The organism is Micromonospora sp. NPDC005707, from assembly GCF_040631005.1.
Lineage (GTDB): Bacteria > Actinomycetota > Actinomycetes > Mycobacteriales > Micromonosporaceae > Micromonospora.
Map to the genome: position 1 here is coordinate 421390 of NZ_JBEXYR010000005.1, position 23289 is coordinate 444678.

Here is a 23289-nt window from a genome sequence, read left to right on the forward strand (position 1 = left end):
TACGGGCACCGTGCCCGCCAGAGGCTGACCGCTCGCTGAACGTGACCTTCGGATCCGCGCCGGTGATCGGCGCCGGCTCAGCGGACCGGGCTCTCGTCGACCGCGTCGGTGCCGGCGGAGGGGGCCGGGGCGGCGCCGGGCGGCGGCAGGTCCACCACCCGGGAACGCGGCCACGGGCGGGCCCAGCCGCCCATCTCCAGCAGGGTGTTCAGCACCCCGGCGGTGAAGCCCCAGACCAGCATGCCGCGCACCGAGAAGGCCGGGCCGATCCAGCCGCTCGGGTGGCGTACCCGCATCCGGTTCGCCGGGTCGACCAGCTCGGCGACCGGCAGCCGGGCGACGTGCGCCACCTCGGCCGGCTCGCGCGGGTGCACCGGGTGCGGGTCGTGCCACCAGGCGAGCACCGGGGTGACCAGGAAGTCGCTGACCGGGATCCACAGCTTGGGCAGCTCGGCCAGCACGGTCACGCTGGCCGGGTCGAGGTCGACCTCCTCGTTCGCCTCGCGCAGGGCGGTGGCTCTGGCGTCGGCGTCCTCCGGGTCGGCCGCGCCACCGGGGAAGGCCGGCTGCCCGGCGTGGTTGCGCAGGGTGGCCGCGCGCTGGAGGACCAGCACGTCCGGGCCGGTGCCCGGCTCCTCGCCGAGCAGCACCAGCACGGCGCTCTCCCGGCCGCCGCTCTCCGGGGTGGTGAGCCGGGTGAAGTCCTCGGCCCGCGCGGTGCCGAGCCGGCCGAGCAGCGGGTCGAACCAGTCGGGCGGCCGTCGGGTCACAGCCGAACCCCGAGATGGGTACGGACCAGCTCGGCCAGGCGGGCGTCGTCCAGCGCGCCGGTCGAGTCGGTGTGCCGGATCCGCCCGTCGGCGTCGACCAGGACGGTCAGCGGGAAGGCGTTGCGGCCGAGCGCCCGCTCGAAGGCGTCCCCCTGGTCGACCAGCATGGGGAACCGGACGCCGAAGTCCTCGCCGATGGACTGGGCGCCGCCGCGGCTGTCCCGGCTGTTGACCCCGATCACCTGGAACCGGCCGCCGGCCCGCTCGCTGAGCCGCTGGAAGGCGGGCAGCTCCTTGCGGCACGGCGGGCACCAGGACGCCCACACGTTGATCACGGCCGGCCCCCGGATGTCGCGCACGTTCACCGGGGCGCCCCCGGTGAAGCAGGAGAGCGCCAGGTCGGGCAGCGGATCGCCGGGGGTGCCGGACGGGGCCGGGCCGGAGGCCGGCGCGGCGGTCAGCGGGGCGCAGTCGGCGAACGGCGAGGGGCGTTCGGCGCGGGTGGCCGGCGCCGGGCCCGCCGGCGCCTCGGTCGTGCCGGTGCAGCCGGCCACCGCGAGCAGCAGCGGGACGAGCAGGTAGGCGAGCCGGCGGGTCACGGCACCTCCGCCGCGACCGCCTGCTGCGGCACCAGGTCGGGGTCGATGCCGACGGCCGCCGCCAGATCCCGGGCACGGGGCCCCTTGAGCAGCTTGGCTGCGGCCACCGGATCGGTCGGCCCGGTGCCGTACGACGGGCAGAGCTTCGCCAGCGTGCAGGCGCCGCAGGCCGGCTTGCGGGCGTGGCAGACCCGCCGGCCGTGGAAGATGATCCGGTGCGACAGCATCGTCCAGTCGCGCTTCGGGTAGAGCGCGCCGATCGCGTGCTCGATCTTGACCGGGTCGGTCTCGGTGGTCAGCCGCCAGCGCTGCACCAGCCGCTGGAAGTGGGTGTCGACGGTGACGCCGGGGACGTCGAAGGCGTTGCCGAGGATCACGTTGGCGGTCTTGCGCCCGATGCCCGGGAGGGTGACCAGGTCGGCCAGCCGGCCGGGGACCTCCCCGTCGTAGCGTTCGCAGAGAGCCTGGCCCAGGTTGATCAGTGAGCTGGTCTTGTTGCGGTAGAAGCCGGTGGGCCGGATCAGCTCCTCCAGCTCCCCGCGGTCGGCCCCGGCGTAGTCCGCCGCGGTGCGGTAGCGGGCGAACAGCTTCGGGGTGACCTCGTTGACCTTCTTGTCCGTGCACTGCGCCGACAGGATCGTGGCGACGGCCAGCTCCAGCGCGTTGGAGTGGTCGAGTTCACAGTGCGCGTCGGGGTGGGTCTCGGTGAGCACCCGGCCGATCCGCCGGGCACGGCGCGTGCGACCGAGGTCGGTCTCGGGGGAGGGCGTGGTCACGCCGGTCAGCCTACGTCGCGGGGACGACGTCCCGTCGGGCCCCACGCGGGCGGCGGTGCCCCTCAGCCGCCCGCCGGAGCGCTGATCTTGCCGCTCCCGTCGAGCTTGGCGCCGGTGGTCGGGAAGTCGGCCCGGCTCACCTCGCGGACCAGCCCGAGGCCCCGGTCCTGCCCGTCGACGGCCGGCCGGCCCACGCTGTTCATCGCGGTCGAGGTGAACTGGCCTCCGACGAAGCGGCCCTTCGCGGTCAGCGAGACCTTCAGCACGCCACCCCAGCCCAGCCGGCCGGAGCTGTTCAGCGACTTCCCGCCGCCGGCGAAGTTGCCCAGGCTGTAGGCGATCAGCCGCCCCTTGTAGAACTCCATGCCGCGCAGCACGTGCGGACCGTGCCCGATCACCAGGTCGGCGCCGGCGTCGATCACGGCGTGCGAGAAGCGGATGGGGTCGCCCCGGTTCTCCCCGAAGAACATCTCGGTGCCCGGCTTCACCCGGGTGCGGTCGGCGCCCTCGGCGCCCATGTGCACCTGCACCACGACCAGGTCGGCCATGCCCTTGGCCATGGTGATGACCTGCTTCGCGGCGTTGATGTCGACCAGGCTGTTGGACCACGGGTACGACGAGAAGCCCGCCACGGCGACCTTCACGCCCTTGACGTCGACCACGGTGATCTCGCCGGGGGCGCCGGTGTGCTTGAGCCCGTGCGCCTCCAGCGCCGACTGGGTGTTCTCGTAGCCCTGCTGGCCGTAGTCGTAGCCGTGGTTGTTCGCCTGGTTGAGCAGCTGGAACCCGGCCGAGCGCAGGTGCGCCGCCCAGCCCGGCGGCGCCCGGAACTGGTAGCAGTTCTTCGGCTTCGGGCCGCACTTGCCGGCGCCCGTGTCGTCGGTGAGCGGTTCCTCCAGGTTGCCCATCACGAGGTCGCCCTTGAGCGCCGCCTTGACGTCGTCGAAGAAGCCCTTCCCGCCGTTGGCCGGGAGCCGGGACGGGGCGTTGCCCATGATCACGTCACCGGTCGCGGTCAGCGAGATGGACTTCTCGGTCGACCCGCCCGGCTCGGCGGCCTGGTCGCCCTCGGCCGGCTCCCCGGATGCGGCCGATCCCCCGCCCTGGCCCGCCTGCCAAATGGGCCCGTCGCCGGAACCGGCGTCACCGCAGCCGGCGGCGAGCAGGACGACGAGCAGGGCGCCGAGGGCGCCGGCCAGGCGCGCGCGGAGGCCGGCGGAGCGGCGGCGTCGGGGACGAGGCACGAAGAGGGCGGGAGCGTACATCGGGGGCGACGCTACCGTCCCGGGAACGCGGCGACGAGGGCCGATCGGTCGGAAACCCGTCGGCCGGGCGGGGGCCGGTCCACGCTCAGCCCTCCCGCCGGTGGGACCAGGGCACGACGGTGCCGGCGCCGCCGGCCAGGACGGCCGCGTGCACGGCCCGGGCCAGCGGCGCGCCCCAGGCCGAGCGGGGGCCGCCGTACGGGGCCGGCTCGCCGTCGGCCGGGCAGAGGACGGTGACCGCGTCGGTGGGGGTGCCGGTGGCCGCCAGTCCCAGCTCCCAGATCGCCTGAGCCTTCGCCTCGGTGGCCGTGGCCACCGCGTTGACCAGAGCGGCGTCGCCGAGCCGGGCCGGCACGTACACCACGATGTTGACCGTGCCGACCCGCTGGGCGGGGGCGGCCGGCGCGGGCGCGGCGGCCCAGACCGGCATGCCGAGGCCGACGGTCGCCCAGACCCGCACGCCGCCGTCCGTCCGGGCCACCACCTCGGTCACGTCGACGCCGGTCAGCAGCCCGACGCCGGGCCCGGCCAGGCCGAGGCCGTCGGCCAGCTCGGCCAGGTGCGCGGCCGGGTCCTCCCGGTCGTACGACATCGGCACGGTCGCGTTGACCACCCAGCCGCGTACGCCGATCCCCCCGCCCAGCGGGGCGGAGCCGACCGCCAGCAGCGGCGCCTCGGCCCGCCAGACCAGCAGCGGGATGTCCGACCCGTCCTCGGGCCGGCTGGTCAGGAACGGCTCGCTCAGCACGCCGGTCACCCTACGATCACAGGTAGGGGCGGGTGGCGCCCACCCGCACCGGAGGCGGGATCCTAGTCGTCGACCGGGTCGGGCAGGTTACGCCCAACGATCAAGATTCCAGGGGTGCACCTCTGATTCGTGCTCATGTGCGCCTAGACTGGCGGCGCGCGAGGGATCAGCGGACGGCGGACCCGGCCGACGGACGGCACGCGCAAGCGGAGGTGCGCGATGGACGAGGTACTGGCCCGCAGCGGGATCTTCCAGGGTGTCGACCCGGAGGCTGCCGAGGCGCTCGCCAAGGAGATGGAGACGATCGAGGTCCGTAAGGGCGAGGTCGTGTTCAACGAGGGCGAGCCCGGCGACAGTCTCTACATCCTCCTGTCCGGCAAGATCAAGGTGGGTCGCCGTGCCGCGGACGGCCGGCAGAACCTGATCGCCGTGATGGGCCCGTCGGACATGGTCGGCGAGCTGTCGCTCTTCGACCCCGGCCCGCGTACGGCGACGGCCACGGCGGTCACCGACACCCGGCTGGTCCGGCTGCGCAAGCAGGCCCTGCGGCCCTGGCTGAACAACCGGCCCGAGATCGCCGAGCAGCTGCTGCGGGTGCTGGCCCGCCGGCTGCGCCGGACCAACGACTCGCTGGCCGACCTGATCTTCACCGACGTGCCCGGGCGGGTCGCCAAGAACCTGCTCCAGATGGCCGGCCGGTTCGGCACCCGCGACGGCGGCGTGCTGCGGGTGACCCACGACCTGACCCAGGAGGAGATCGCCCAGCTCGTCGGCGCCTCCCGGGAGACCGTCAACAAGGCCCTGGCCGACTTCGCCTCGCGCGGCTGGCTGCGGCTCGACGGCAAGAGCATCATCATCCTCGACCCGGAGCGCCTGGCCCGCCGCGCGCGGGTCTGACCCCTGCGCCAAACGTCCCGGCCCGGCCCGGCCCGCTCACGCGGTCCGGGCCGGTTCCGTTCTGGAGCCGGGCGTAGAGCCCGGCCCGGCGCGGTGACACCGCGATCCGGGCCGGTTTCCGTCTCTGCCCGGCGCAGAATCGCTGGACCAGCCGGCCGGCCCGGCGGAGGCTGGGCCGATGATCGAGCGGGTAGCTGTTCTCTCCGACATCCACGGCGCGCTGCCGGCGCTGGAGGCCGTCCTGGCCGAGCCGGACGTGGCCGCCGCCGACCTGATCGTGCTCACCGGCGACATCGCGGCCGGCCCGCAGCCGGTCGAGGTGCTCGACCTGCTCGCCTCGCTGGGCGACCGGGCCTGCTGGGTGGGCGGCAACGCCGATCGCGAGCTCGTCGAGGCGCGGGCCGGGCGACCGGCCCGGATCGAGGTGTCCGACTGGGCCGCGACCCAGCTCCGCGACGACCAGGTGGCCCGGCTCGCCGCGCTCCCGCCGACCGTCACGCTGCCGGTCGCCGGCCTGGGCGACGTGCTCTTCTGCCACGCCACACCCCGGGACGACGAGGAGGTGGTGCTGGTCGACTCCCGGCTGGAACGGTGGGCCGAGGTCTTCGCCGGGCTGCCGGCCGAGGTGGGCACGGTGGTCTGCGGCCACACCCACATGCCGTTCACCCGGCTGGTCGACCGCCGCCTGGTGGTCAACCCGGGCAGCGTCGGCATGCCGTACGGGGGCGCGGGCGCCTGGTGGGCGCTGCTCGGGCCGGGCGTGCAGCTGCGCCGGACCGGTTTCGACGTGGACGCCGCGTGCGCCCGGGTGGCCGCCGAGTCCGGCTTCCCGGACGCCGCCGCCTGGGCCGACGAGTACCTGCGCTCCCGCCACTCGGACGCGGACGCCCTCACCGTCTTCGGCCCGCGCGACGGCCGCTGACCGGGCACGCCCGCACAAAATCCTGAAGTTTGTGAATACATTTCGACGGCGGCGCCGCGGGCGGCGGGACCGGCCGGGGAAGACCCGGCCGGCCCCTGCGCCGGTCAGCGGTGGGTCAGGTAGTGGCGGGCCGTCTCCCGCAGCCGGGCGTGCACCCCGCCAAACGCGGCGACGCCACCCAGGTAGCGCTTGTCCACCTTCGCCAGCATCGTGTAGTTGGTGTCGCACACGTTGCCGACCGGCGCCTCACCGGCCTGGCTGACCAGCTGGTACGCGTCGAGCTGGTCCAACCCCACCAGCTCGGCCGTCCAGGTCACCAGGTCGTGCTGGCTGATCCGGTAGGCGTCCTCCAGCGGGCGGGCCGAGCCGGTGGACATGAGCGCGTCGTCCGACTCCAGCCGGGGCCACGGGGTGCCGACCCCCTTGACGACGTCGACCACGACCGTGGTGTTCATGGCCGCCTCGATGCCGGTGCCGCACACCTCGCCGTGGCCCTGCCGACAGTGCCCGTCACCGAGGGCGAAGAGCGCCCCCGACACGTTCACGCCGAAGTACGCGGTGACTCCGGCCCGCAGCTCCGGGGTGTCCATGTTGCCGCCGTGCGCGTCCGGGGTGATCGTCATCCGCGCCTCGAAGGCGCCGGGTGCCACCCCGGCGGTGCCGTGCATCGGGTCCAGCGGCAGCGCCACGGTGTAGTCGCCCCGGCGGGCCCGGTACGTCGCCGTGCCGGCGGCGACGTCGACGTCGTACCGCCAGACCAGTTCGTCGAGCGGGGGTTGCAGGGTAGCCGTGGTGTGGGTGCCGGTGAGCGCGCCGAAGTGCGGGAAGGTGGTGGACACGGCCCAGTCCCGGGCCGGCTCGATGGAGATGAAGTGCACGGCGAGGGTGTCACCGGGTTCGGCGCCCTCGACGTGGATCGGCCCGGTCACCGGGTTGAGGTAGGGGAACTGGCAGACCTGCGACGGCAGGTCGTCGGTGCTCCGGACCCGGCCGCCGAAGCAGTCCTCGGTGTACAGCTCGAGGATCGTGCCCGGGCGCACCCGGAGCACCGCCTCGCGGCCACCGAAGGTGTAGGAGAGCTCGTCCGGCTCCGGCCGGTACTTCACCACGTCCGTGTTCACTGCGGCTCCTTCACCGGCTCGTCGGCGCTCTCGTGGGCGACGTCGGCGAGCGCGGCGAGCTCGGGACGCCGGCCCGTCAGGTAGAAGGCCAGCAGGACCAGCAGCCCGACGCCCAACCAGACGAAGCCGAGCACCTGGGCGGCGACCTTGGCGTTGATCACGACGTAGAGCAGGATCAGGAACCCGATCACCGGCACCACCAGGTGCCGCAACCAGTCCCGGCTGCCGTTGCGCACGACGTAGTGGGTGACCACGGAGACGTGCAGCGCCAGGAACGCGGTCATGGCGCCGAAGTTGACCAGTGTGGACAGCAGCGAGATGCCGTCGTCCCGGCTGGCCATGTAGAGGCCGAGCGCCAGGGAGATGGCGGCGACGAGCAGGGTGGCGTTGGCCGGCACCTTGTGTTTCGGGTTGATCCGGGCGAGGAAGCGCGGCATCTGCCGGTCGCGGGCCATGGCGTACAGCAGGCGGGAGGTCGCGGCCTGCGCGACCAGGGAGTTGGCGAAGCCCCAGGCGATCGCGGTGGCCAGGGCGGTGAGCGCGGCCAGCCAGCCCCCGCCGGCGGCGCGGGCCGCGTCGTAGAACGCGGTCCCCTCGGGGTCGCCGTTGGCGAGCAGGTCGGGCGCGTCCGGCACGAGCAGGGCCGCGACCCAGGTCTGCACGACGAACAGGGCGCCGGCCAGCAGCAGCGCCGCGACCATCGCCCGGCCGATCTGCCTTGCCTCCTCGCGGCTCTCCTCGGCCAGCATGGAGATCCCGTCGAAGCCGAGGAAGGAGAGCACGGCGATCGACACCGCGCCGAAGACCAGCGGCCAGGAGAAGGTGCCCGCGTCGAACAGCGGGCGGAGCGAGAAGCCGGCGCCCTTGCCCTGCGCCAGCGCGACCACGCCGACCACCAGGAAGATCGCGAGGATGACCAGCTCGGCGGCGAGCATCACCCGGTTGACCCGGGCGGTCATCCGGATGCCGAAGTAGTTGACGGCGGTGTTGAGCACGACGAAGGCGGCCAGCCACGCCCACACCGGCACGCCGGGCACGAGGGAGTGCATGGCCACGCTGGCCACCAGGTAGAGCAGGCCGGGCACGAGGACGTAGTCGAGCAGGATCACCCAGCCGGCGAGGAAGCCGACGGGCGGCGCGATGCCGCGACCCGTGTAGCTGTAGACGGAGCCGGCCATGGGGAACGCGCGGACCATCTGCGCGTACGACAGGGCGGTGAACATCATCGCCACCATGCCGATGATGTAGGCCAGCGCGACCATGCCGCCGGAGCCGGCGTAGACGCTGCCGAAGATGCCGAAGGGCGCGATCGGCACCATGAAGATCAGTCCGTAGATGAGCAGGTCGGTGAAGCTGAGGCTCCGGCTCAGTTCCTGCCGGTAGCCGAACCGTTCGACCTGGGTGACTGTCTCGGATGGGTCGGGAGGTTGAGTCACGGCACGCCTCCTTGATCTGGTGAGGCCGCACGTTAGTCCTGCGCCCGACGGACAGCTAGATCCATGTGCCTGAATTGCCAACATCGACAAAGCGGCTCAGAAAAAGTCAGGCTTGACTGTTTGTTTCGGGGGCGGCACGCTGTCACCGTGCCCGCCGCATCGACCCGCGTCCCTCAGCAGGAGCGCAGCCGCGCCACCCAGGCCCGGCTGCTGGAGGCGACCGTCGAGTGCCTGGTGGAGCACGGCTGGTCCGGCACGACGACGACCGTGGTGGCGGCCCGGGCCGGCGTCTCCCGCGGCGCCCAGCTGCACCACTACCCGACCAAGGCGGCCCTGGTCACCGCCGCCGTCACCCACCTCACCGAGCGCCGGGCCGTGGAGCTGCGCACCGAGGCCGCGGCCCTGCCGGCCGGCTCGCGGCGCCTCGACGGGGTGGTCGACCTGCTCGCCGCCGCCTTCACCGGCCCGCTCTTCGTCGCGGCGCTGGAGCTGTGGGTGGCCGCCCGCACCGACGCCGAGCTGCGCGACGCCCTGGTCCCCCTCGAAGCCCGCGTCGGCAGGGAGATGCACCGGCTGACCGTCGAGCTGCTCGGTGTGGACGAGCGGCGACCCGGCGTCCGCGAGGCGGTGCAGGCGACCCTCGACCTGCTCCGCGGCCTCGGCGTGGCCAACCTGCTCAGCGACGACTCGACCCGCCGCACCGCCCTGCTGCACACCTGGAAGCGCCAGCTCGCCGCCCTGCTCACCCCCGACACCGGAGCACCGACGCCCGGGAGCGCACGGCCGCACTGATTCCCCCCGGAGGCACCATGGTCGACCTGACAGCCCTGCTCGCGGACCTGGCCGCCGAGTCCGAGCAGCTCGACGCCCTCGTCGCGCCGCTGCCGCCGGAAGCCTGGGAGCGGCCGACCCCGGCGCCCGGGTGGACCATCGCCCACCAGATCGCCCACCTGGCCTGGACCGACCACGTCGCCCACCTCGCGGCGACCGACGCGGCGGCGTTCTTCGCCTCGGTCACCTCCGCACCGGACCCGTCCCGGCTGGTCGAAGACGGCGCCGAATCGTTCCTCGCCCCGGCCGCCGCGCTGCTGGCCCGCTGGCGGGCCGGCCGGGCCGCGCTCGCGACGGCGCTCGCCGCCCTCCCGGCCGGGGAGAAGCTGCCCTGGTACGGCACCCGCATGTCACCCGCCTCGATGGCGACCGCCCGGCTCATGGAGACCTGGGCGCACGGCGCGGACGTGGCCGACGCGCTGGGCGTCCGGCGTGCCCCGACGGCCCGCCTGCGGCACATCGCGCACCTGGGCTTCCGTACCCTCGGGCACAGCTTCGCGGCCCACGGCCGGGCGGCGCCGACGGCGCCGGTCCGGGTCGAGCTCGTGGCGCCAGACGGGGACACCTGGGCCTTCGGACCGGCGGACGCGGCCGACCGGGTCACCGGCCCGGCGCTCGACTTCTGCCTGCTGGTCACCCAGCGCCGGCACCGCGCGGACCTGGCGCTGGTCGCCACCGGGCCGGTCGCCGACGAGTGGCTGGACGTGGCCCAGGCGTTCGCGGGGCCGCCCGGCGGCAAGCGCGAGGCGGCGGGCAGCGGGGTGGTCCGGTGACCGTGCTGCGGGTCGGCAACGCGTCCGGCTTCTACGGCGACCGCCTCACGGCCTGGCGGGAGATGCTCGACGGCGGCGAGCTGGACGTGCTGACCGGCGACTACCTGGCCGAGCTCACCATGCTGATCCTCGGCCGGGACCGGATGCGCGACCCCTCGCTCGGCTACGCCAGGACGTTCCTCCGCCAGCTGGAGGGCACCCTCGGCACCGCGCTGGAGCGCGGGGTCCGGCTGGTCACCAACGCGGGCGGGCTCAACCCGGCGGGGCTGGCCGCCGCGATCGGCGCACTCGCCGACCGGCTCGGCCTCACCGTCCGGATCGGGTACGTCGAGGGCGACGCCCTGGCCCGGCCGGACGCGTTGACCGCGAACGCGTACCTGGGGGCGTTCGGGATCGCGGCCTGCCTCGACGCCGGGGCGGACGTGGTGGTCACCGGGCGGGTGACCGACGCCTCGCTGGCCGTCGGCCCGGCCATTTCCCGCTTCGGCTGGACCCGGGACGACCTCGACGCGCTGGCCGGGGCCACCGTCGCCGGGCATCTCATCGAGTGCGGGGCGCAGGTCACCGGCGGCAACTTCAGCTTCTTCACCGAGCTGCCCGACGGCGGGCACCGGCCCGGCTTCCCCATCGCCGAGATCCACGCGGACGGCTCGTCGGTGCTCACCAAGCATCCGGGCACGGGCGGCGCGGTCACGGTCGAGACGGTCACCGCCCAGCTGCTGTACGAGGTGGGCGGGCCGGCCTACCTGGGGCCGGACGTGGTGACCCGGCTGGACACGGTGGAGCTGGCGCAGGAGGGGCCGGACCGGGTGCGGGTCTCCGGTGTCCGGGGCAACCCCCCGCCGGACACCCTCAAGGTGGGCGTCAACAACCTGGGCGGCTTCCGCAACTCCATGACGTTCGTGCTCTGCGGGCTGGACATCCCGGCCAAGGCGGCCCTGGTCCGGGGCCAGCTGGAGGAGGCGGTCGGCAAGGAGGGGCTGGAGTTCACGCTGGCCCGGACCGACCACCCGGACGCCACCGACACCGAGGCGGCGAGCGCGCTGCTGCACGTACACCTGCGGGACGGCGACAAGGCGCGGGCCGGGCGGGCCTTCTCGGCGGCCGCCGTCGAGCTGGCGCTGGCCTCCTATCCGGGCTGCACGCTGACCACGCTGCCCGGCGACGCCACCCCGTACGGGGTGTTCACGGCCGACGCCGTGCCGCAGGACGCGGTCGCGCACGTGGCCGTGCTGCCGGACGGGACCCGGGTGCCGATCCCGCCACCCGCCGTCACGTGTGTGCCGGGGGCCCCTGCACAACCCGAGGCGTCAACAGGGGGCCCGTCCTCGCACCCGACCCGGCGGGCGCCGCTCGGCGAGCTGGTCGGGGCGCGATCGGGCGACAAGGGCGGGGACGCGAACCTCGGCGTCTGGGCCCGGTCGGACGCCGGCTGGGCCTGGCTGCGCGGCTGGTTGACCGTCGCGCGGCTGGCCGAACTGCTGCCGGAGACCGCCCCGCTGACCGTCGAGCGGTACGAGCTGCCGAACCTGCGCGCGGTCAACTTCGTGATCCGGGGGCTGCTCGGCCAGGGTGTGGCCGCCTCCACCCGTTTCGACCCGCAGGCCAAGGCGCTCGGTGAGCTGCTCCGCTCCCGGCCGGTCGACCTGCCCGCCGACCTCGACCCGGGGGTGCCGTCATGACCATCGTGGACACTCCCGAGCGGCGGCAGCTCCGCGAGCTGACCCGGGCCTTCGTGACCAGGGAGGTCCTACCCCACCTGGACGACTGGGAGCGGGCCGGTGCGGTGCCCCGCTCGCTGCACGAGACCGCCGCGAAGGTCGGGCTGCTCGGCATCGGCTTCCCGGAGTCGGTCGGCGGCAGCGGCGGCGACCTGCTCGACTCGATCCTGGTCACCGAGGAGATCATCCGCTCGGGTGGCTCGTCCGGGCTGATCGCCGCGCTCTTCACCCACGGCATCGCGCTGCCCCACATGGTCGCCTCCCATGACGACGGCCTGATCGACCGGTACGTGCGGCCCACGCTCGCCGGCACGATGATCGGCGCGCTGGCGATCACCGAGCCGGACGGCGGCTCCGACGTGGCGGGCATCCGCACCTGCGCGCGGCTGGACGGCGACCACTACGTGGTGAACGGGTCGAAGACCTACATCACCAGCGGGATCCGGGCCGACTTCGTGACCACCGCGGTCTGCACCGTGCTGCCGGGCAGTGGCGCGCTCAGCCTGCTGGTGATCGACAAGGGCACGCCCGGGTTCACGGTCGGCCGGCGGCTGGAGAAGCTCGGCTGGCACTGCTCGGACACCGCCGAACTCTCCTTCGTCGACGTCCGGGTGCCGGTGGCGAACCGGGTCGGCCCGGAGGACACCGGCTTCCTGGCGATCATGCAGCAGTTCGCCACCGAGCGGCTGTCCCTGGCCACCCAGGCCTACGCCACCGCGCAGCGCTGCGTGGAGCTGGCCACCCGCTGGTGCCGGGACCGGTCCACGTTCGGCCGCCCGCTGGCCAGCCGGCAGCTCGTCCGGCACCGGCTCGCCGAGATGCACACCCGCGCCGAGGCGGCCCGGTCGTACGTGCACGACGTGGCCGAGCGCGTGGTCGCGGGCCAGCCCGTCGTGACCGAGGTGGCGATGGCGAAGAACGTGGCGGTGGCCGCCTGCGACTTCGTCGTCGACGCGGCGCTGCAACTGCACGGCGGCTTCGGCTACCTGCGCGACGCCGAGGTGGAACGGCACTACCGCGACGCCCGGATCCTCGGCATCGGCGGCGGCACCACGGAGATCATGAACGAGATCATCGCGAAGGGCATGGGCCTTTGACCAGACTCGACAGCGGGCTCGACCCGTCCTCGCCGGCCTACCGCGCCAACCGGGAGGCGCTGCTGGAGCGCCTCGCCGAGCTGGAGACCGCGCTCGACCAGGCCCGGGCGGGCGGCGGCGAGAAGTACGTGACCCGCCACCACAAGCGGGGCAAGCTGCTCCCCCGGGAGCGGATCGAGCTGCTGCTCGACCAGGACAGCCCGTTCCTGGAGTTGTCGCCGGTGGCCGCGTACGGCACCGACTTCCCGGTCGGCGCCAGCACGGTGACCGGCATCGGGGTGGTCGAGGGCGTGGAGTGCCTGGTCGTCGCCAACGACCCGACGGTACGCGGCGGCGCCGTGAACCCGTGGGCGCTCGCCAAGACCCGCCGGGCCGGCGAGATCGCCCTGGCCAACCGGCTGCCCATGGTCAACCTGGTGGAGAGCGCCGGTGCGGACCTGCCCACCCAGGCCGAGATCTTCATCCCGGGCGGCCGGGTGTTCCGCGACCTGACCCGGCTCTCCGCGGCGAAGATCCCCACGGTCAGCGTGGTCTTCGGCAACGCCACGGCGGGTGGCGCGTACGTGCCCGGCATGTCGGACTACACGATCATGATCCGGGACCGGTCCCAGGTCTACCTGGCCGGGCCGCCGCTCGTGAAGATGGCCACCGGCGAGGTCACCGACGACGAGTCGCTGGGCGGGGCGGTCATGCACTCCGCGAAGTCCGGCCTGGCCGACTTCCTCGCCGAGGACGAGCGGGACGGCATCCGGCTGGCCCGGCAGTGCGTACGCCGGCTCAACCGGCGCAAGCAGGGGCCGCCGCCGCGCAACCCGGCCCCCGCGCCACCCAGGTACGACCCCGACGAGCTGCTCGGCATCGCCAGCGCCGACCTCAAGGTGCCGTTCGACCCGCGCGAGGTGCTGGCCCGGGTCCTGGACGGCAGCGAGTTCGACGAGTTCAAGCCCACCTACGGCACCGCCCTGGTCACCGGCTGGGGCGAGCTGCACGGCTATCCGGTCGGGGTGCTGGCCAATGCCCGGGGCGTGCTGTTCAGCGAGGAGGCGCAGAAGGCCGCCCAGTTCATCCAGCTCGCCAACGCGGCCGACACCCCGCTGGTCTTCCTCCAGAACACCACCGGCTACATGGTCGGCACGGAGTACGAGCAGCGGGGCATCATCAAGCACGGCGCCCTGATGATCAACGCGGTGTCGAACTCGACGGTCCCCCACCTGACCGTCAACCTGGGCGCCTCCTACGGGGCCGGCAACTACGGCATGTGCGGCCGGGCGTACGAGCCGCGGTTCCTGTTCACCTGGCCGAACGCCAAGTCGGCGGTGATGGGGCCGGCGCAGCTCGCCGGGGTGCTGTCGATCGTCGCCCGGCAGGCCGCCGCCGCCCGGGGGCGCGACTACGACGAGGAGTCCGACGCCGCCATGCGGATGATGGTCGAGCAGCAAATCGAGTCCCAGTCCGGAGCGCTCTTCCTCTCCGGCCGGCTCTACGACGACGGGGTGATCGACCCCCGGGACACCCGTACCGTCCTCGGGCTCTGCCTGTCGGCGATCCACAGCGGACCGGTGAGGGGCGCCGACGGCTTCGGCGTCTTCCGGATGTGAGAGGGGCCACTATGATCAATCGACTGCTGGTGGCCAACCGGGGCGAGATCGCCCGCCGGGTCTTCGCCACCTGCCGGGCGCTCGGCGTGGAGACGGTCGCCGTGCACTCCGACGCGGACGCCGACGCGCCTTTCGTGGCCGAGGCCGACCAGGCCGTCCGGCTGCCCGGCAACGCGCCGGCCGAGACGTACCTGCGGATCGACCTGGTCCTGGACGCGGCCCGCCGGTCCGGCGCGGACGCGGTCCACCCGGGTTACGGGTTCCTGGCCGAGAACGCGGAGTTCGCCGCCGCGGTCACCGACGCGGGGCTGACCTGGGTCGGCCCGCGCGCCAAGGCGATCGCCGCGATGGGCGACAAGATGGCGGCCAAGGCGCTGCTCGCCGACGCGGGCGTGCCGATGCTGCCGACCTGGACCGACGCCGACCAGGTGACCGACTTCCCGGTGCTGGTCAAGGCCGCCGCGGGCGGCGGTGGCCGGGGCATGCGGGTGGTCCGCGAGGCCGCCGGGCTCGCCGAGGCCGTCGCGGGCGCGCGCCGCGAGGCGGCCGCCGCGTTCGGCGACGGCACGGTCTTCATCGAGCGGTACGTCGAGCGCGGCCGGCACGTCGAGGTGCAGATCTTCGGCGACAGCCACGGCACGGTGGTGGCCCTCGGGGCGCGCGACTGCTCGATCCAGCGCCGACACCAGAAGATCGTCGAGGAGGCGCCGGGCGTCCTGCCCCCGCAGGTGCGCGAGCGGCTGTACGAGGCGGCGGTGGCCGCGGGCCGGGCGGTCGACTACGTGGGCGCGGGCACCGTGGAGTTCCTGCTCGCCCCCGACGGGCAGGTCCACTTCCTGGAGATGAACACCCGCCTGCAGGTGGAGCATCCGGTCACCGAGCTGACCACCGGGCTGGATCTCGTCCGGCTGCAGCTCCTGGTCGCCGAGGGCGAGCCGCTGCCGCTGGACGCCACCCCGCCGGCCGACGGCCACGCCGTCGAGGTGCGGCTCTGCGCCGAGGACCCGGCCCAGGGCTACCGCCCGTCCACCGGCACGCTGCACCGGTTCGCGATTCCGGGGGTGGCCGCCGAGTTCGCACCGGCGAAGGGCCTGCGTCTCGACTCCGGCGTCGTCGACGGCTCGACGATCGGCGTCCACTACGACTCGATGCTCGCCAAGCTGATCGCCTGGGCGCCCACCCGGGCCGAGGCGGTCCGTGCCCTGGCCGGCGCGCTGGCCCGGGCCGAGCTGCACGGCGTCGCCACCAACCGGGACCTGCTGGTCCGGGTGCTGCGCAGCGCCGAGTTCGGCGCCGTCGACCTCGACACCGGCTTCCTGGAGCGGCACCCCGAGGTCTTCGCTCCGCTGCTCCCCGACGATCAGCTCCCCCTGGTCGCGCTGGCCGCCGCGCTCGCGTCGGCCGCGCGGCGGCGCGCCGAGGCCACCGTGCTGGCCGGGCTGCCGTCCGGGTGGCGCAACGTGCCGGCGTTCCCGCAGGTCGCCCGGTTCACGGGGGCGGACGGCGGCGAGATCGAGGTCCGGTACCGGCTGGACCGCGCGAGGGCGCTCGCCGACTGGTCGGTGTCGGCGGCGGGGGGCGGCAACGGGTCCGGCGGCGAGTCGGTGACCCTGGTCGAGGCCGCCCCGGACCGCGTCGTGCTCGACGTCGACGGGGTGCGGCGGGCCTACCGCGTACACCGGGCGGGGTCGGAGGTCTTCGTGGACGGCCCGGACGGGGCGGCGAGCCTCACCGAGCTGCCCCGCTTCCCCCTGCCCACCGCGGAGCTGGCGGCCGGGTCGCTGCTCGCGCCGCTGCCCGGCGCGGTGACCCGGGTGCACGTCGAGGTCGGCCAGCGGGTGACCGCCGGCGACCTGCTGCTGACCCTCGAAGCGATGAAGCTCGAACACCCCGTGCTCGCCCCGACCGACGGCGTGGTGGCGGAGCTGCCCGTGCCGGCCGGCGGCCAGGTCGACACCGGGGCCGTGCTGGCCGTTGTCGACAACTCCAGCTCGGCGCGCCGCGACCTGGAGCCGTCGAATCCAGAGGAGGACCCGCGATGAACTTCGACCTCACCCCCGAGCAGGACCAGCTCCGCGACGCCGTCCGCGCACTGGGCCGCAAGTACGGTCACTCCTACTTCGTGGCGAAGGCGAAGTCGGGGGGACACACCACCGAGCTGTGGCAGGAGGCCGGCCGGCTCGGCTACCTGGGCGTCAACATCCCCACCGAGTACGGCGGCGGGGGCGGCGGCATCACCGAGCTGGCCATCGTCTGCGAGGAGCTGGCCGCGGCCGGCTGCCCGCTGCTGCTGCTCGTGGTCTCGCCCGCCATCGCGGCCACCGTCATCAACAAGCACGGCACCGACGAGCAGCGCAAGCGCCACCTGCCCGGCCTCGCCGACGGCTCGCAGAAGATCGTCTTCGCGATCACCGAGCCGGAGGCCGGCTCGAACTTCCACCGGCTCGGCACGGTGGCCCGCCGCGACGGCGACGACTGGCTGCTCACCGGCCGCAAGTGCTACATCTCCGGCGTCGACGAGGCCGGGCACGTGCTGGTCGTGGCACGTACCGAAGACTCTTCCACCGGCAAGTTGAAGCCGGCCCTGTTCATCGTGCCGACCGACGCCGCCGGGCTGGAGCGGTCGAAGCTGGACATGGAGATCCTCTCCCCGGAGAACCAGTTCCTGCTCTACCTGGACGACGTCCGGCTGCCCGCCGACGCGCTGGTCGGCGAGTCCCTGGACGCCGGGCTGCCGGCGCTGTTCTCCGGTCTCAACCCCGAGCGGATCACGGTCGCCGCGATGGGCGCCGGCACCGGGCGGTACGCCATCGAGCGGGCCAGCGAGTACACCGCCAAGCGGACGGTGTGGGGCGGAAAGAGCATCGGGTCGCACCAGGGCGTCGCCCACCCGCTCGCGCACGCGGCGGTGCAGGTGGAACTGGCCCGCCTGATGATCCACAAGGCGGCCACCCTCTACGACGCCGGCCGCGACCTGGAGGCCGGCGTCGCCGGCAACATGGCCAAGTACGCGGCCGGCGAGGCCGCCGCGCTCGCCGTGGACACCGCCGTCCAGGCGCTCGGCGGCGCCGGCATGACCACGGAGTACGGCGTGGCGACCCTGCTCGGCGCGGTCCGGGCGGGCCGGATCGCCCCGGTCAGCCGCGAGATGATCCTCAACTTCGTCGCCCAGCACGTCCTCGGCCAGGACAAGTCCTACTGAAAACGCCGTTGCCCGGCACCCCTCGTCGGGGCGCCGGGCAACGGCGGCGGTTCAGGAGGTGGCGATCCGGTCGAACTTCTCCCACGGACCGACCGACGTGCGGTTGGCGATCAGCGGCAGGGTGCCCGCGCTCTCCGCCGTCACGTACCGGCCGTTGGCGTTGGCCCGGAGGCTGATGGTGCCGTCCGAGTTGTCGACCACCGTGAACTTCTCCCAGGCGCCGACCGACGTGCGGTTGGCGATCAGCGGCTGCGAGCCCGCGCTCTCCGCCGTCACGTACCGGCCGTTGGCGCGAGCCCGGATGGCCACGAAGCCGCCGCCCGCGTCGACCAGGTCGAACTGCTCCCACAGCCCGACCGAGGTCCGGTTGGCGATCAGCGGCTTGGCGCCGGCGTTCTCGGCCACCACGTAACGGTTGTTGGCACGGGCCCGGATCGCGATCGGGGCCGCGGCCGCCGGAGCGCCGGTGAGCCGGGTGAGGGCCGCGTAGTCGCCGTTGAACACGTTCTGGCTGTAGTTCCCCGGCTTGCTGGCGTCACCGGCGGCGTATTGCCAGATGGTCTCCGTCGTCCAGCCGGCCGGCAGGGGCGGGCGGGTCTCGGTGTAGCCGGCGATGTCCAGCGGGTTGGCGCCGAAGGACGCGTCGCTGCCGGTGCACGGGTTCCAGTAGTTGGTGTTCGTGTAGATCATCACCGGCCGGCCGATGCGCGCCTTGACCTGGTCGGTGAAGGACCGGATCCAGCTGGACATCTCCGTCGGGGTGAGCCCGTAGCAGGTCGGCGCGCCGGACCAGTACGGCCACTCGATGTCCACCATGGGCACGAGCGTCTGGCTGTCCTTGGCGAACTGGGCGTTGTCGACGAAGAAGTTCGCCTCGGTGACCGGGTCACCCCCGTCCGGGCGGGCGAAGTGGTAGGCGCCGACGAGCAGGCCGGCCGCCTTGGCCGCGGCGTAGTCCTCGGCGAAGTAGGGGTTGAGGTACGTGTGCCCCTCGGTGGCCTTGACGTACGCGAACTTGTAGCCACCGGCCGCCACCGCCGGCCAGTCGATCGGGCCGAGGTTGTGGTCGTGGCTGGAGACGTCGATGCCGCGGATCGTGTAGCCGGGCGGGGTCGCGGCGCTCGTGGACGCCGAGCTGGTGCGCGCGCCCGGCTTGATGCCGGCGTTCGCCCGGCCGTCACCGTCGGGTGCGGAGCCGGCCGCACTGACCGGCTGGGCCATGCCGAGCGCGCCGAGCGCGAGCCCCGCGGACATCAGGGCAGAGATCCATCTACGAGACATGGAAGTGGAGAGCTCCTTGGTCGGGAGGTCGAGGGCCACCGTTCGCCAGGGGGCGGATCACGGCGGCGCAGCGCCCCCGCATTCGGGCCGGGATCGGCGGGAGCGGGGTGCGGCCGTACTCTAACCCGCCGAACCGGCCGCACGCTGCCCCGATCGCTCCGTCCGCGGCCCGGGGTACGGCGGGCGCCCGATCGCCCGCCGTACCCCGGGGGTCCGTCAGCGGACGGTCAGCGTGCCGACCGCCGGCAGCGGCGCCACCACCGGCGGCAGCCGCTTCGGCTCGCCCCGGCCCGGCTCACCGGCCCGGGCCAGGTCGCTCTTCGAGGCCTTCGCCCGGGTGGCCGCCGGCTCGTCCTGGAACGGCTGCGCGTCACCGGTGCAGAGCGTGCCCCTGGCGGGCAGCGTCCCGCCGAGCAGGTACGCGTCGACCGCGCCGGTCACGCAGGCCGAGGTGCCGTAGGCGGTGTGCCCCCAGCTGTCGCTGCTCAGCAGCCGGCTGTTCGGCAGCAGCCGGGCCGAGCTGACCGCGCCCTGGTAGTTGGTCGCCGGGTCCCAGTAGTTGCCGACCACCAGCACCGGGGCGGCGGTGGTCCGGTCGAACGGGCCGGTGAAGGCGTCGGAGTCCCGCACGGTCCAGGTGTTGCGGGCGCAGGGCGCGGTGCCCCAGGCCCAGGCCCGGCCGAAGTACGGGGCCCGCTTGTCCTCCCTGGCCGACAGCGCCGGCCAGGCGTCCGCGCTCTTCGGGTGGTACGCGTCGGTGCAGTCCACCGTCAGGAACGTCTCCAGCCCGTTGTCGTACGGGAAGTCGTAGCCCCGCTGCCGGCGGGCCTGGGCGGCCCGCTGTGCCACGGCGGTGCGCGCCTCCGCCCGGTCGGGCGCGGCGGCGGCCGGGTCGGTCAGCACCAGCAGCTCGCCGGTCAGGTCCACGATGTACTGCCAGCCGCTCGGGTCGTAGAGGTAACTGAGGGTGGCGCCGACGAAGTCGGCGTAGGTGACGGTGAACCGCCCGGCGTCCGGGTCGTCCACCACCAGCGGCTTCTTGCGCAGCCGCTGCGCCACCGTCTCGTAGGCGACGACCGGGTCGCCGCCGGACGCCAGCGTGCACTTCTCCGCGCCGGCCTTCGCGCACCGGGCCAGGATCTCGTGCAGCGCGCGGTACGCGCCGTCGGCGCTGCGCAGCCGGGTCTCCTGGAGCTGGTTGCGGGCCTTGCCCTGCCCGATCCAGGCGTCGGGGTTGAGCACCCCGTCGACCACCAGGGCGCGGAACCGGTCCGGGAACATGTTGGCGTAGTACTGCCCCAGCGCGGTGCCGTAGCTGAAGCCCAGGTAGCTCAGCTTCCGGTCGCCGACCGCACGGCGCAGCACGTCCATGTCGCGGGCCACCTCGGCGGTGGACGCCGCGCCGGTCAGGGGCTTGCCGGTCGTCGAGCAGCCCTTGCCGACCGCCTTCGACGCCGCGACGTACGCCTTCTCCTCGGCCTTCGTGAACGGGAAGGCGAGGTTCAGCCCGGCGTACGCCCGGGTCTGCTCCTTCACCGACGGGAAGCACCTGACGTTGTCGCTGGCGGCGACCCCGCGCGGGTCGACGCCGACGATGTCGAAGCGGTCGAGCAGGTCGTCGCCGAGGAAGTACGGTGCGGCGAGCGCGATGCTGGTGCCGGAGCCGCCCGGGCCACCCGGGTTGAGGAACAGGCTGCCGATGCGGTGCTGCTGGTCGCGGGCCTTGACCCGGAGCAGCGCGACCTCGGTGGTGGCGCCCTTCGGGTTGTCGTAGTCCAGCGGGAGCCGGACCGTGGCGCACTCGGCGTAGTCGTAGCAGGCGTACCAGTCGAGCTTCGGCGTGGGCACGCGGTCGACCCGGCGCGCCTCGGCGGCGCTGGTCCGGTCGTACGCCGGCGGCTGCGGCGTCGCGGCCGCGGCCGCGGCGGGCGCGACCGCCGATCCGGCGAGGACGAGGCCGGCGATCCCTGTTGCGGTGAGGGACCGGATTGCACGTGGCATGTGGCTGCCTTCCGGTGGGGAACGGGGTCCGTCGAGGAGACCTCGACATCCGTCACTTTAGGGATCAAGGCCCACCGGAGTGGCCCGTCAAACGCGGACGGAAGCGACAGATTGCCGATTGATGTAACGAAAGTTTATTGATCGACGCTTTTAGCGGCTCTCCGGAGTGGAGGGTGACCGGCCTGGCGAACCTACTGACGGGAAGCCGTCCGGGTCCGGCGGTTGACAGTTCGACGCCCTGAGCCATGCTTGTCGGGTGAGTTCGTTCCCGAAGCCCGATGCGCGGGTCAAGGCCGTCGTCGCGTCGGTGGCGGCGGTGGCGGCGCTGGTGACGTTGGTGGTGTGGCGGCCGGCCGGCATCCTGTCGGTGGTGCTGGCCCTGGTCTGCGTGCTGCTCGGCATGATCGCCGGGGTGACGGTCACCGCCGCCCGGCAGGCTCCTCCCCGCGCCGACGCCCCGGCCGACGAGTGGCCGCTCCCCACCGCGTACGGGGTGGACGCCGACACGCTGGAGGCGATCGACCCCCGGGCGGTCCGGCAGCTCCGCACGCCGGTCGGCGGCTACGCGGGCGACGCCGACACGTTGGAGGCCCTCGACCCGCGGGCGGTCCGGGACCTGCGGGCGACCGCCGGCGGTTACCCGGGCGACGCCGACACCCTGGGCGCGCTCGACCCGCGGGCGGTGCGGCAGCAGCGGACGGCGAACGGCGTCAGCGACCGATGAGGGTCGGCACGGCCAGCGCGTCCACGCCCCGCCCCGCCAGGCACCGGTAGGTGCGGTCGGCGCCGGCCGGCGGCAGCACCTCCAGGTTCCAGCCGGCCATCTTCCGGACGCCGCTGGCCAGTTGGAACGTGCGCACGCTGCAGACCTGCTGGACGGCCGGGTCGGCGACCACCGCGTCGTGGCCCGCACCGACCAGCGCGGCCGGCAGGTCACCCTCGGCGTAGGTCTCCCAGGTGTGCCGGCCGTCGCAGGGCACCCGGGTGGCCTCGGCCCGGTCGCGGCGCAACCGCACCGGGCCGTAACACTCCAGTTCGGACGCGCAGTGGGCGCCCGCCGGCAGGCGGACGTCACCCGCCGCGCAGCCGGGCGCCACCCTCGCCCCGGAGGGCTCGACCGCCTCGCTGGCCACCGGCGTCGGCGACACCACGGCGGGCGCGCCGTCGGCCAGCCAGGCACCGGCCCCGGCCGAGGCGGCCAGCGCGAGCACCCCCGCCCCGCCGAGGAACCAGCGCCGCGGCCAGCGCCGGCCGCGGGTCGGCACGGTCGGGTGGGCGTCCTCGGCCGGCGGGCGCGGGCTCGGCTGGCCGGCGCGGGCCAGCGGATGGCCGCCGGTGGTCGGGCCGCCGCTGACCGGAGCCCCCGGATAGGGCGCGCCGCTCACCGGCACGGCGCCCGGGTCCAGCGGGATGGCGGCGAGCATGCCGCCCAGCTCGACGGCGGAGGGCCGCTCGCCCGGGTCGTTGGCCATGCCCAACCGCAGCACGTCGATCAGCTCGTCGGGCACGCCGGGCAGGCCGGGGATCGGCTGCTGGAACATCTCCAGCACGGTGACCAGGCTCGGGTTGCGCTCGGACTGCCAGCGCGGCGGGCGGCCGTGCATCACCGCGTAGAGGGTGGCGCAGAGCGCGTAGACGTCGACGGCCGGGCTGGGCGGGCTGTGACTGAACATCTCCGGCGGCGCGTAGGCCGGGGTGAGCACCTCCAGGGTGACCGAGGCGTCGCGCACCTCGGCCAGCACCGCGAGCCCGAAGTCGGCCAGCACCGCCGAGTTGAAGTGGGAGTAGAGGATGTTGGCCGGCTTGACGTCGCGGTGCAGCACCCCGGCCGCGTGCGAGTGGGCCAGCGCGTCGGCGATCTTCACGCCGAGGTCGCGGGCCTCCACCGCGCCCAACGGGCACCGGCGCATCCGCTCCGCGTACGAGCCGTCGCAGAGCTCCATGATCAGGTAGGGGTGCTGGTCGACGGTGACCCCGACGTCGAAGAGGTCCACCACGTGCGGGTGGGAGGACATCTTGCCGGCCGCCCGCGCCTCGCGCAGGAAGCGCGCCTGGTCCCGGTCGCTGTCCAGCGTGCGGTTCTCCACCTTGACCGCGACCTCGCGCCCCACCGAGATCTGGGTGGCCCGGTAGACGGTGGCGTAGCCGCCCCGGGCGAAGACCTCCAGGTCGGTCAGACCGGGCACGATGGGCAGCCGCAGGGCGCCGGGCGGGGTCTCGGTCACGACTCGAAAATACCCAACGGTCCCGG

The 23289-nt window shown here is 74.0% G+C and carries 20 protein-coding genes; 10 read left to right on the plus strand and 10 right to left on the minus strand.

The window, feature by feature from the left end; all coding sequences use genetic code 11:
- Nucleotides 1–77: 77 nt before the first annotated feature.
- From ABZ452_RS12510 to ABZ452_RS12530, 5 genes are all read right to left on the minus strand, one after another.
- A complete protein-coding gene (locus ABZ452_RS12510; protein WP_357941808.1) occupies nucleotides 78–770 on the minus strand; it encodes a CoA pyrophosphatase in 693 nt (230 codons plus the stop codon).
- Nucleotides 767–1369, minus strand: coding sequence for a TlpA disulfide reductase family protein (locus tag ABZ452_RS12515; protein ID WP_357941810.1), 603 nt, complete (start codon nucleotides 1367–1369; stop codon nucleotides 767–769). Before ABZ452_RS12515 ends, ABZ452_RS12510 begins: the two co-directional genes overlap by 4 nt.
- Complete coding sequence (nth, locus tag ABZ452_RS12520; RefSeq protein ID WP_357941812.1) at nucleotides 1366–2145, minus strand: endonuclease III; 780 nt, start codon at nucleotides 2143–2145, stop codon at nucleotides 1366–1368. The genes ABZ452_RS12515 and nth overlap by 4 nt, the downstream gene beginning before the upstream one ends.
- 62 nt (nucleotides 2146–2207) lie before the next feature.
- Nucleotides 2208–3410 (minus strand): CapA family protein, encoded by a 1203-nt coding sequence (locus ABZ452_RS12525; protein WP_357941814.1) that lies wholly within the window; start codon nucleotides 3408–3410, stop codon nucleotides 2208–2210.
- An 85-nt stretch (nucleotides 3411–3495) separates the two neighbouring features.
- Nucleotides 3496–4158 (minus strand): adenosylcobinamide amidohydrolase, encoded by a 663-nt coding sequence (locus tag ABZ452_RS12530; protein WP_357941816.1) that lies wholly within the window; start codon nucleotides 4156–4158, stop codon nucleotides 3496–3498.
- Between the two features lie 219 nt (nucleotides 4159–4377).
- Here ABZ452_RS12530 and ABZ452_RS12535 point away from each other — a divergent pair, with 219 nt between their 5' ends.
- Nucleotides 4378–5055 (plus strand): Crp/Fnr family transcriptional regulator, encoded by a 678-nt coding sequence (locus tag ABZ452_RS12535; RefSeq protein WP_007073398.1) that lies wholly within the window; start codon nucleotides 4378–4380, stop codon nucleotides 5053–5055.
- Between the two features lie 178 nt (nucleotides 5056–5233).
- Complete coding sequence (locus ABZ452_RS12540) at nucleotides 5234–5977, plus strand: metallophosphoesterase family protein (RefSeq protein WP_357941818.1); 744 nt, start codon at nucleotides 5234–5236, stop codon at nucleotides 5975–5977.
- Between the two features lie 104 nt (nucleotides 5978–6081).
- Here ABZ452_RS12540 and ABZ452_RS12545 read toward each other — a convergent pair whose 3' ends face one another.
- Both ABZ452_RS12545 and ABZ452_RS12550 read right to left on the minus strand, forming a co-directional pair.
- Nucleotides 6082–7098, minus strand: a complete 1017-nt coding sequence (locus tag ABZ452_RS12545) for an acetamidase/formamidase family protein (RefSeq protein WP_357941820.1) — start codon at nucleotides 7096–7098, stop codon at nucleotides 6082–6084.
- Nucleotides 7095–8534: an APC family permease gene (locus tag ABZ452_RS12550; RefSeq protein ID WP_357941823.1), complete on the minus strand. Its 1440-nt coding sequence runs from the start codon at nucleotides 8532–8534 to the stop codon at nucleotides 7095–7097. Before ABZ452_RS12550 ends, ABZ452_RS12545 begins: the two co-directional genes overlap by 4 nt.
- Before the next feature lie 147 nt (nucleotides 8535–8681).
- Between ABZ452_RS12550 and ABZ452_RS12555 the strand changes: the two genes are divergently transcribed.
- Genes ABZ452_RS12555 through ABZ452_RS12585 form a run of 7 tightly spaced genes read left to right on the plus strand, consistent with a single transcriptional unit; the run spans nucleotide 8682 to nucleotide 17756 of the window.
- A complete protein-coding gene (locus tag ABZ452_RS12555) occupies nucleotides 8682–9326 on the plus strand; it encodes a TetR/AcrR family transcriptional regulator (RefSeq protein WP_357941825.1) in 645 nt (214 codons plus the stop codon).
- A 17-nt stretch (nucleotides 9327–9343) separates the two neighbouring features.
- A complete protein-coding gene (locus ABZ452_RS12560) occupies nucleotides 9344–10138 on the plus strand; it encodes a TIGR03084 family metal-binding protein (RefSeq protein ID WP_357941827.1) in 795 nt (264 codons plus the stop codon).
- Entirely contained in the window at nucleotides 10135–11820 is a 1686-nt protein-coding gene (locus tag ABZ452_RS12565; protein WP_357941829.1) for an acyclic terpene utilization AtuA family protein, read from the plus strand. The genes ABZ452_RS12560 and ABZ452_RS12565 overlap by 4 nt, the downstream gene beginning before the upstream one ends.
- Nucleotides 11817–12956, plus strand: coding sequence for an acyl-CoA dehydrogenase family protein (locus ABZ452_RS12570; protein WP_357941831.1), 1140 nt, complete (start codon nucleotides 11817–11819; stop codon nucleotides 12954–12956). Before ABZ452_RS12565 ends, ABZ452_RS12570 begins: the two co-directional genes overlap by 4 nt.
- Complete coding sequence (locus ABZ452_RS12575; RefSeq protein ID WP_357941833.1) at nucleotides 12953–14554, plus strand: carboxyl transferase domain-containing protein; 1602 nt, start codon at nucleotides 12953–12955, stop codon at nucleotides 14552–14554. The genes ABZ452_RS12570 and ABZ452_RS12575 overlap by 4 nt, the downstream gene beginning before the upstream one ends.
- Nucleotides 14555–14565: 11 nt before the next feature.
- Nucleotides 14566–16596, plus strand: a complete 2031-nt coding sequence (locus ABZ452_RS12580; RefSeq protein ID WP_357941835.1) for a biotin carboxylase N-terminal domain-containing protein — start codon at nucleotides 14566–14568, stop codon at nucleotides 16594–16596.
- Nucleotides 16593–17756 (plus strand): acyl-CoA dehydrogenase family protein, encoded by a 1164-nt coding sequence (locus ABZ452_RS12585; RefSeq protein WP_357941837.1) that lies wholly within the window; start codon nucleotides 16593–16595, stop codon nucleotides 17754–17756. The genes ABZ452_RS12580 and ABZ452_RS12585 overlap by 4 nt, the downstream gene beginning before the upstream one ends.
- 51 nt (nucleotides 17757–17807) lie before the next feature.
- On the opposite strand, the gene ABZ452_RS12590 is transcribed toward ABZ452_RS12585, so the two are convergent.
- Nucleotides 17808–19010: a GH25 family lysozyme gene (locus ABZ452_RS12590; RefSeq protein ID WP_357941839.1), complete on the minus strand. Its 1203-nt coding sequence runs from the start codon at nucleotides 19008–19010 to the stop codon at nucleotides 17808–17810.
- 243 nt (nucleotides 19011–19253) lie between these two features.
- Nucleotides 19254–21038, minus strand: a complete 1785-nt coding sequence (locus tag ABZ452_RS12595) for an alpha/beta hydrolase (protein WP_357941841.1) — start codon at nucleotides 21036–21038, stop codon at nucleotides 19254–19256.
- A gap of 256 nt (nucleotides 21039–21294) precedes the next feature.
- Here ABZ452_RS12595 and ABZ452_RS12600 point away from each other — a divergent pair, with 256 nt between their 5' ends.
- A complete protein-coding gene (locus ABZ452_RS12600) occupies nucleotides 21295–21762 on the plus strand; it encodes a hypothetical protein (RefSeq protein ID WP_357941843.1) in 468 nt (155 codons plus the stop codon).
- Here ABZ452_RS12600 and ABZ452_RS12605 read toward each other — a convergent pair.
- On the minus strand, nucleotides 21749–23263 hold the full coding sequence (locus tag ABZ452_RS12605) for a protein kinase (protein WP_357941845.1): 1515 nt from the start codon (nucleotides 23261–23263) through the stop codon (nucleotides 21749–21751). The two genes, ABZ452_RS12600 and ABZ452_RS12605, sit on opposite strands and share 14 nt — an antisense overlap.
- Between the last annotated feature and the right edge of the window lie 26 nt (nucleotides 23264–23289).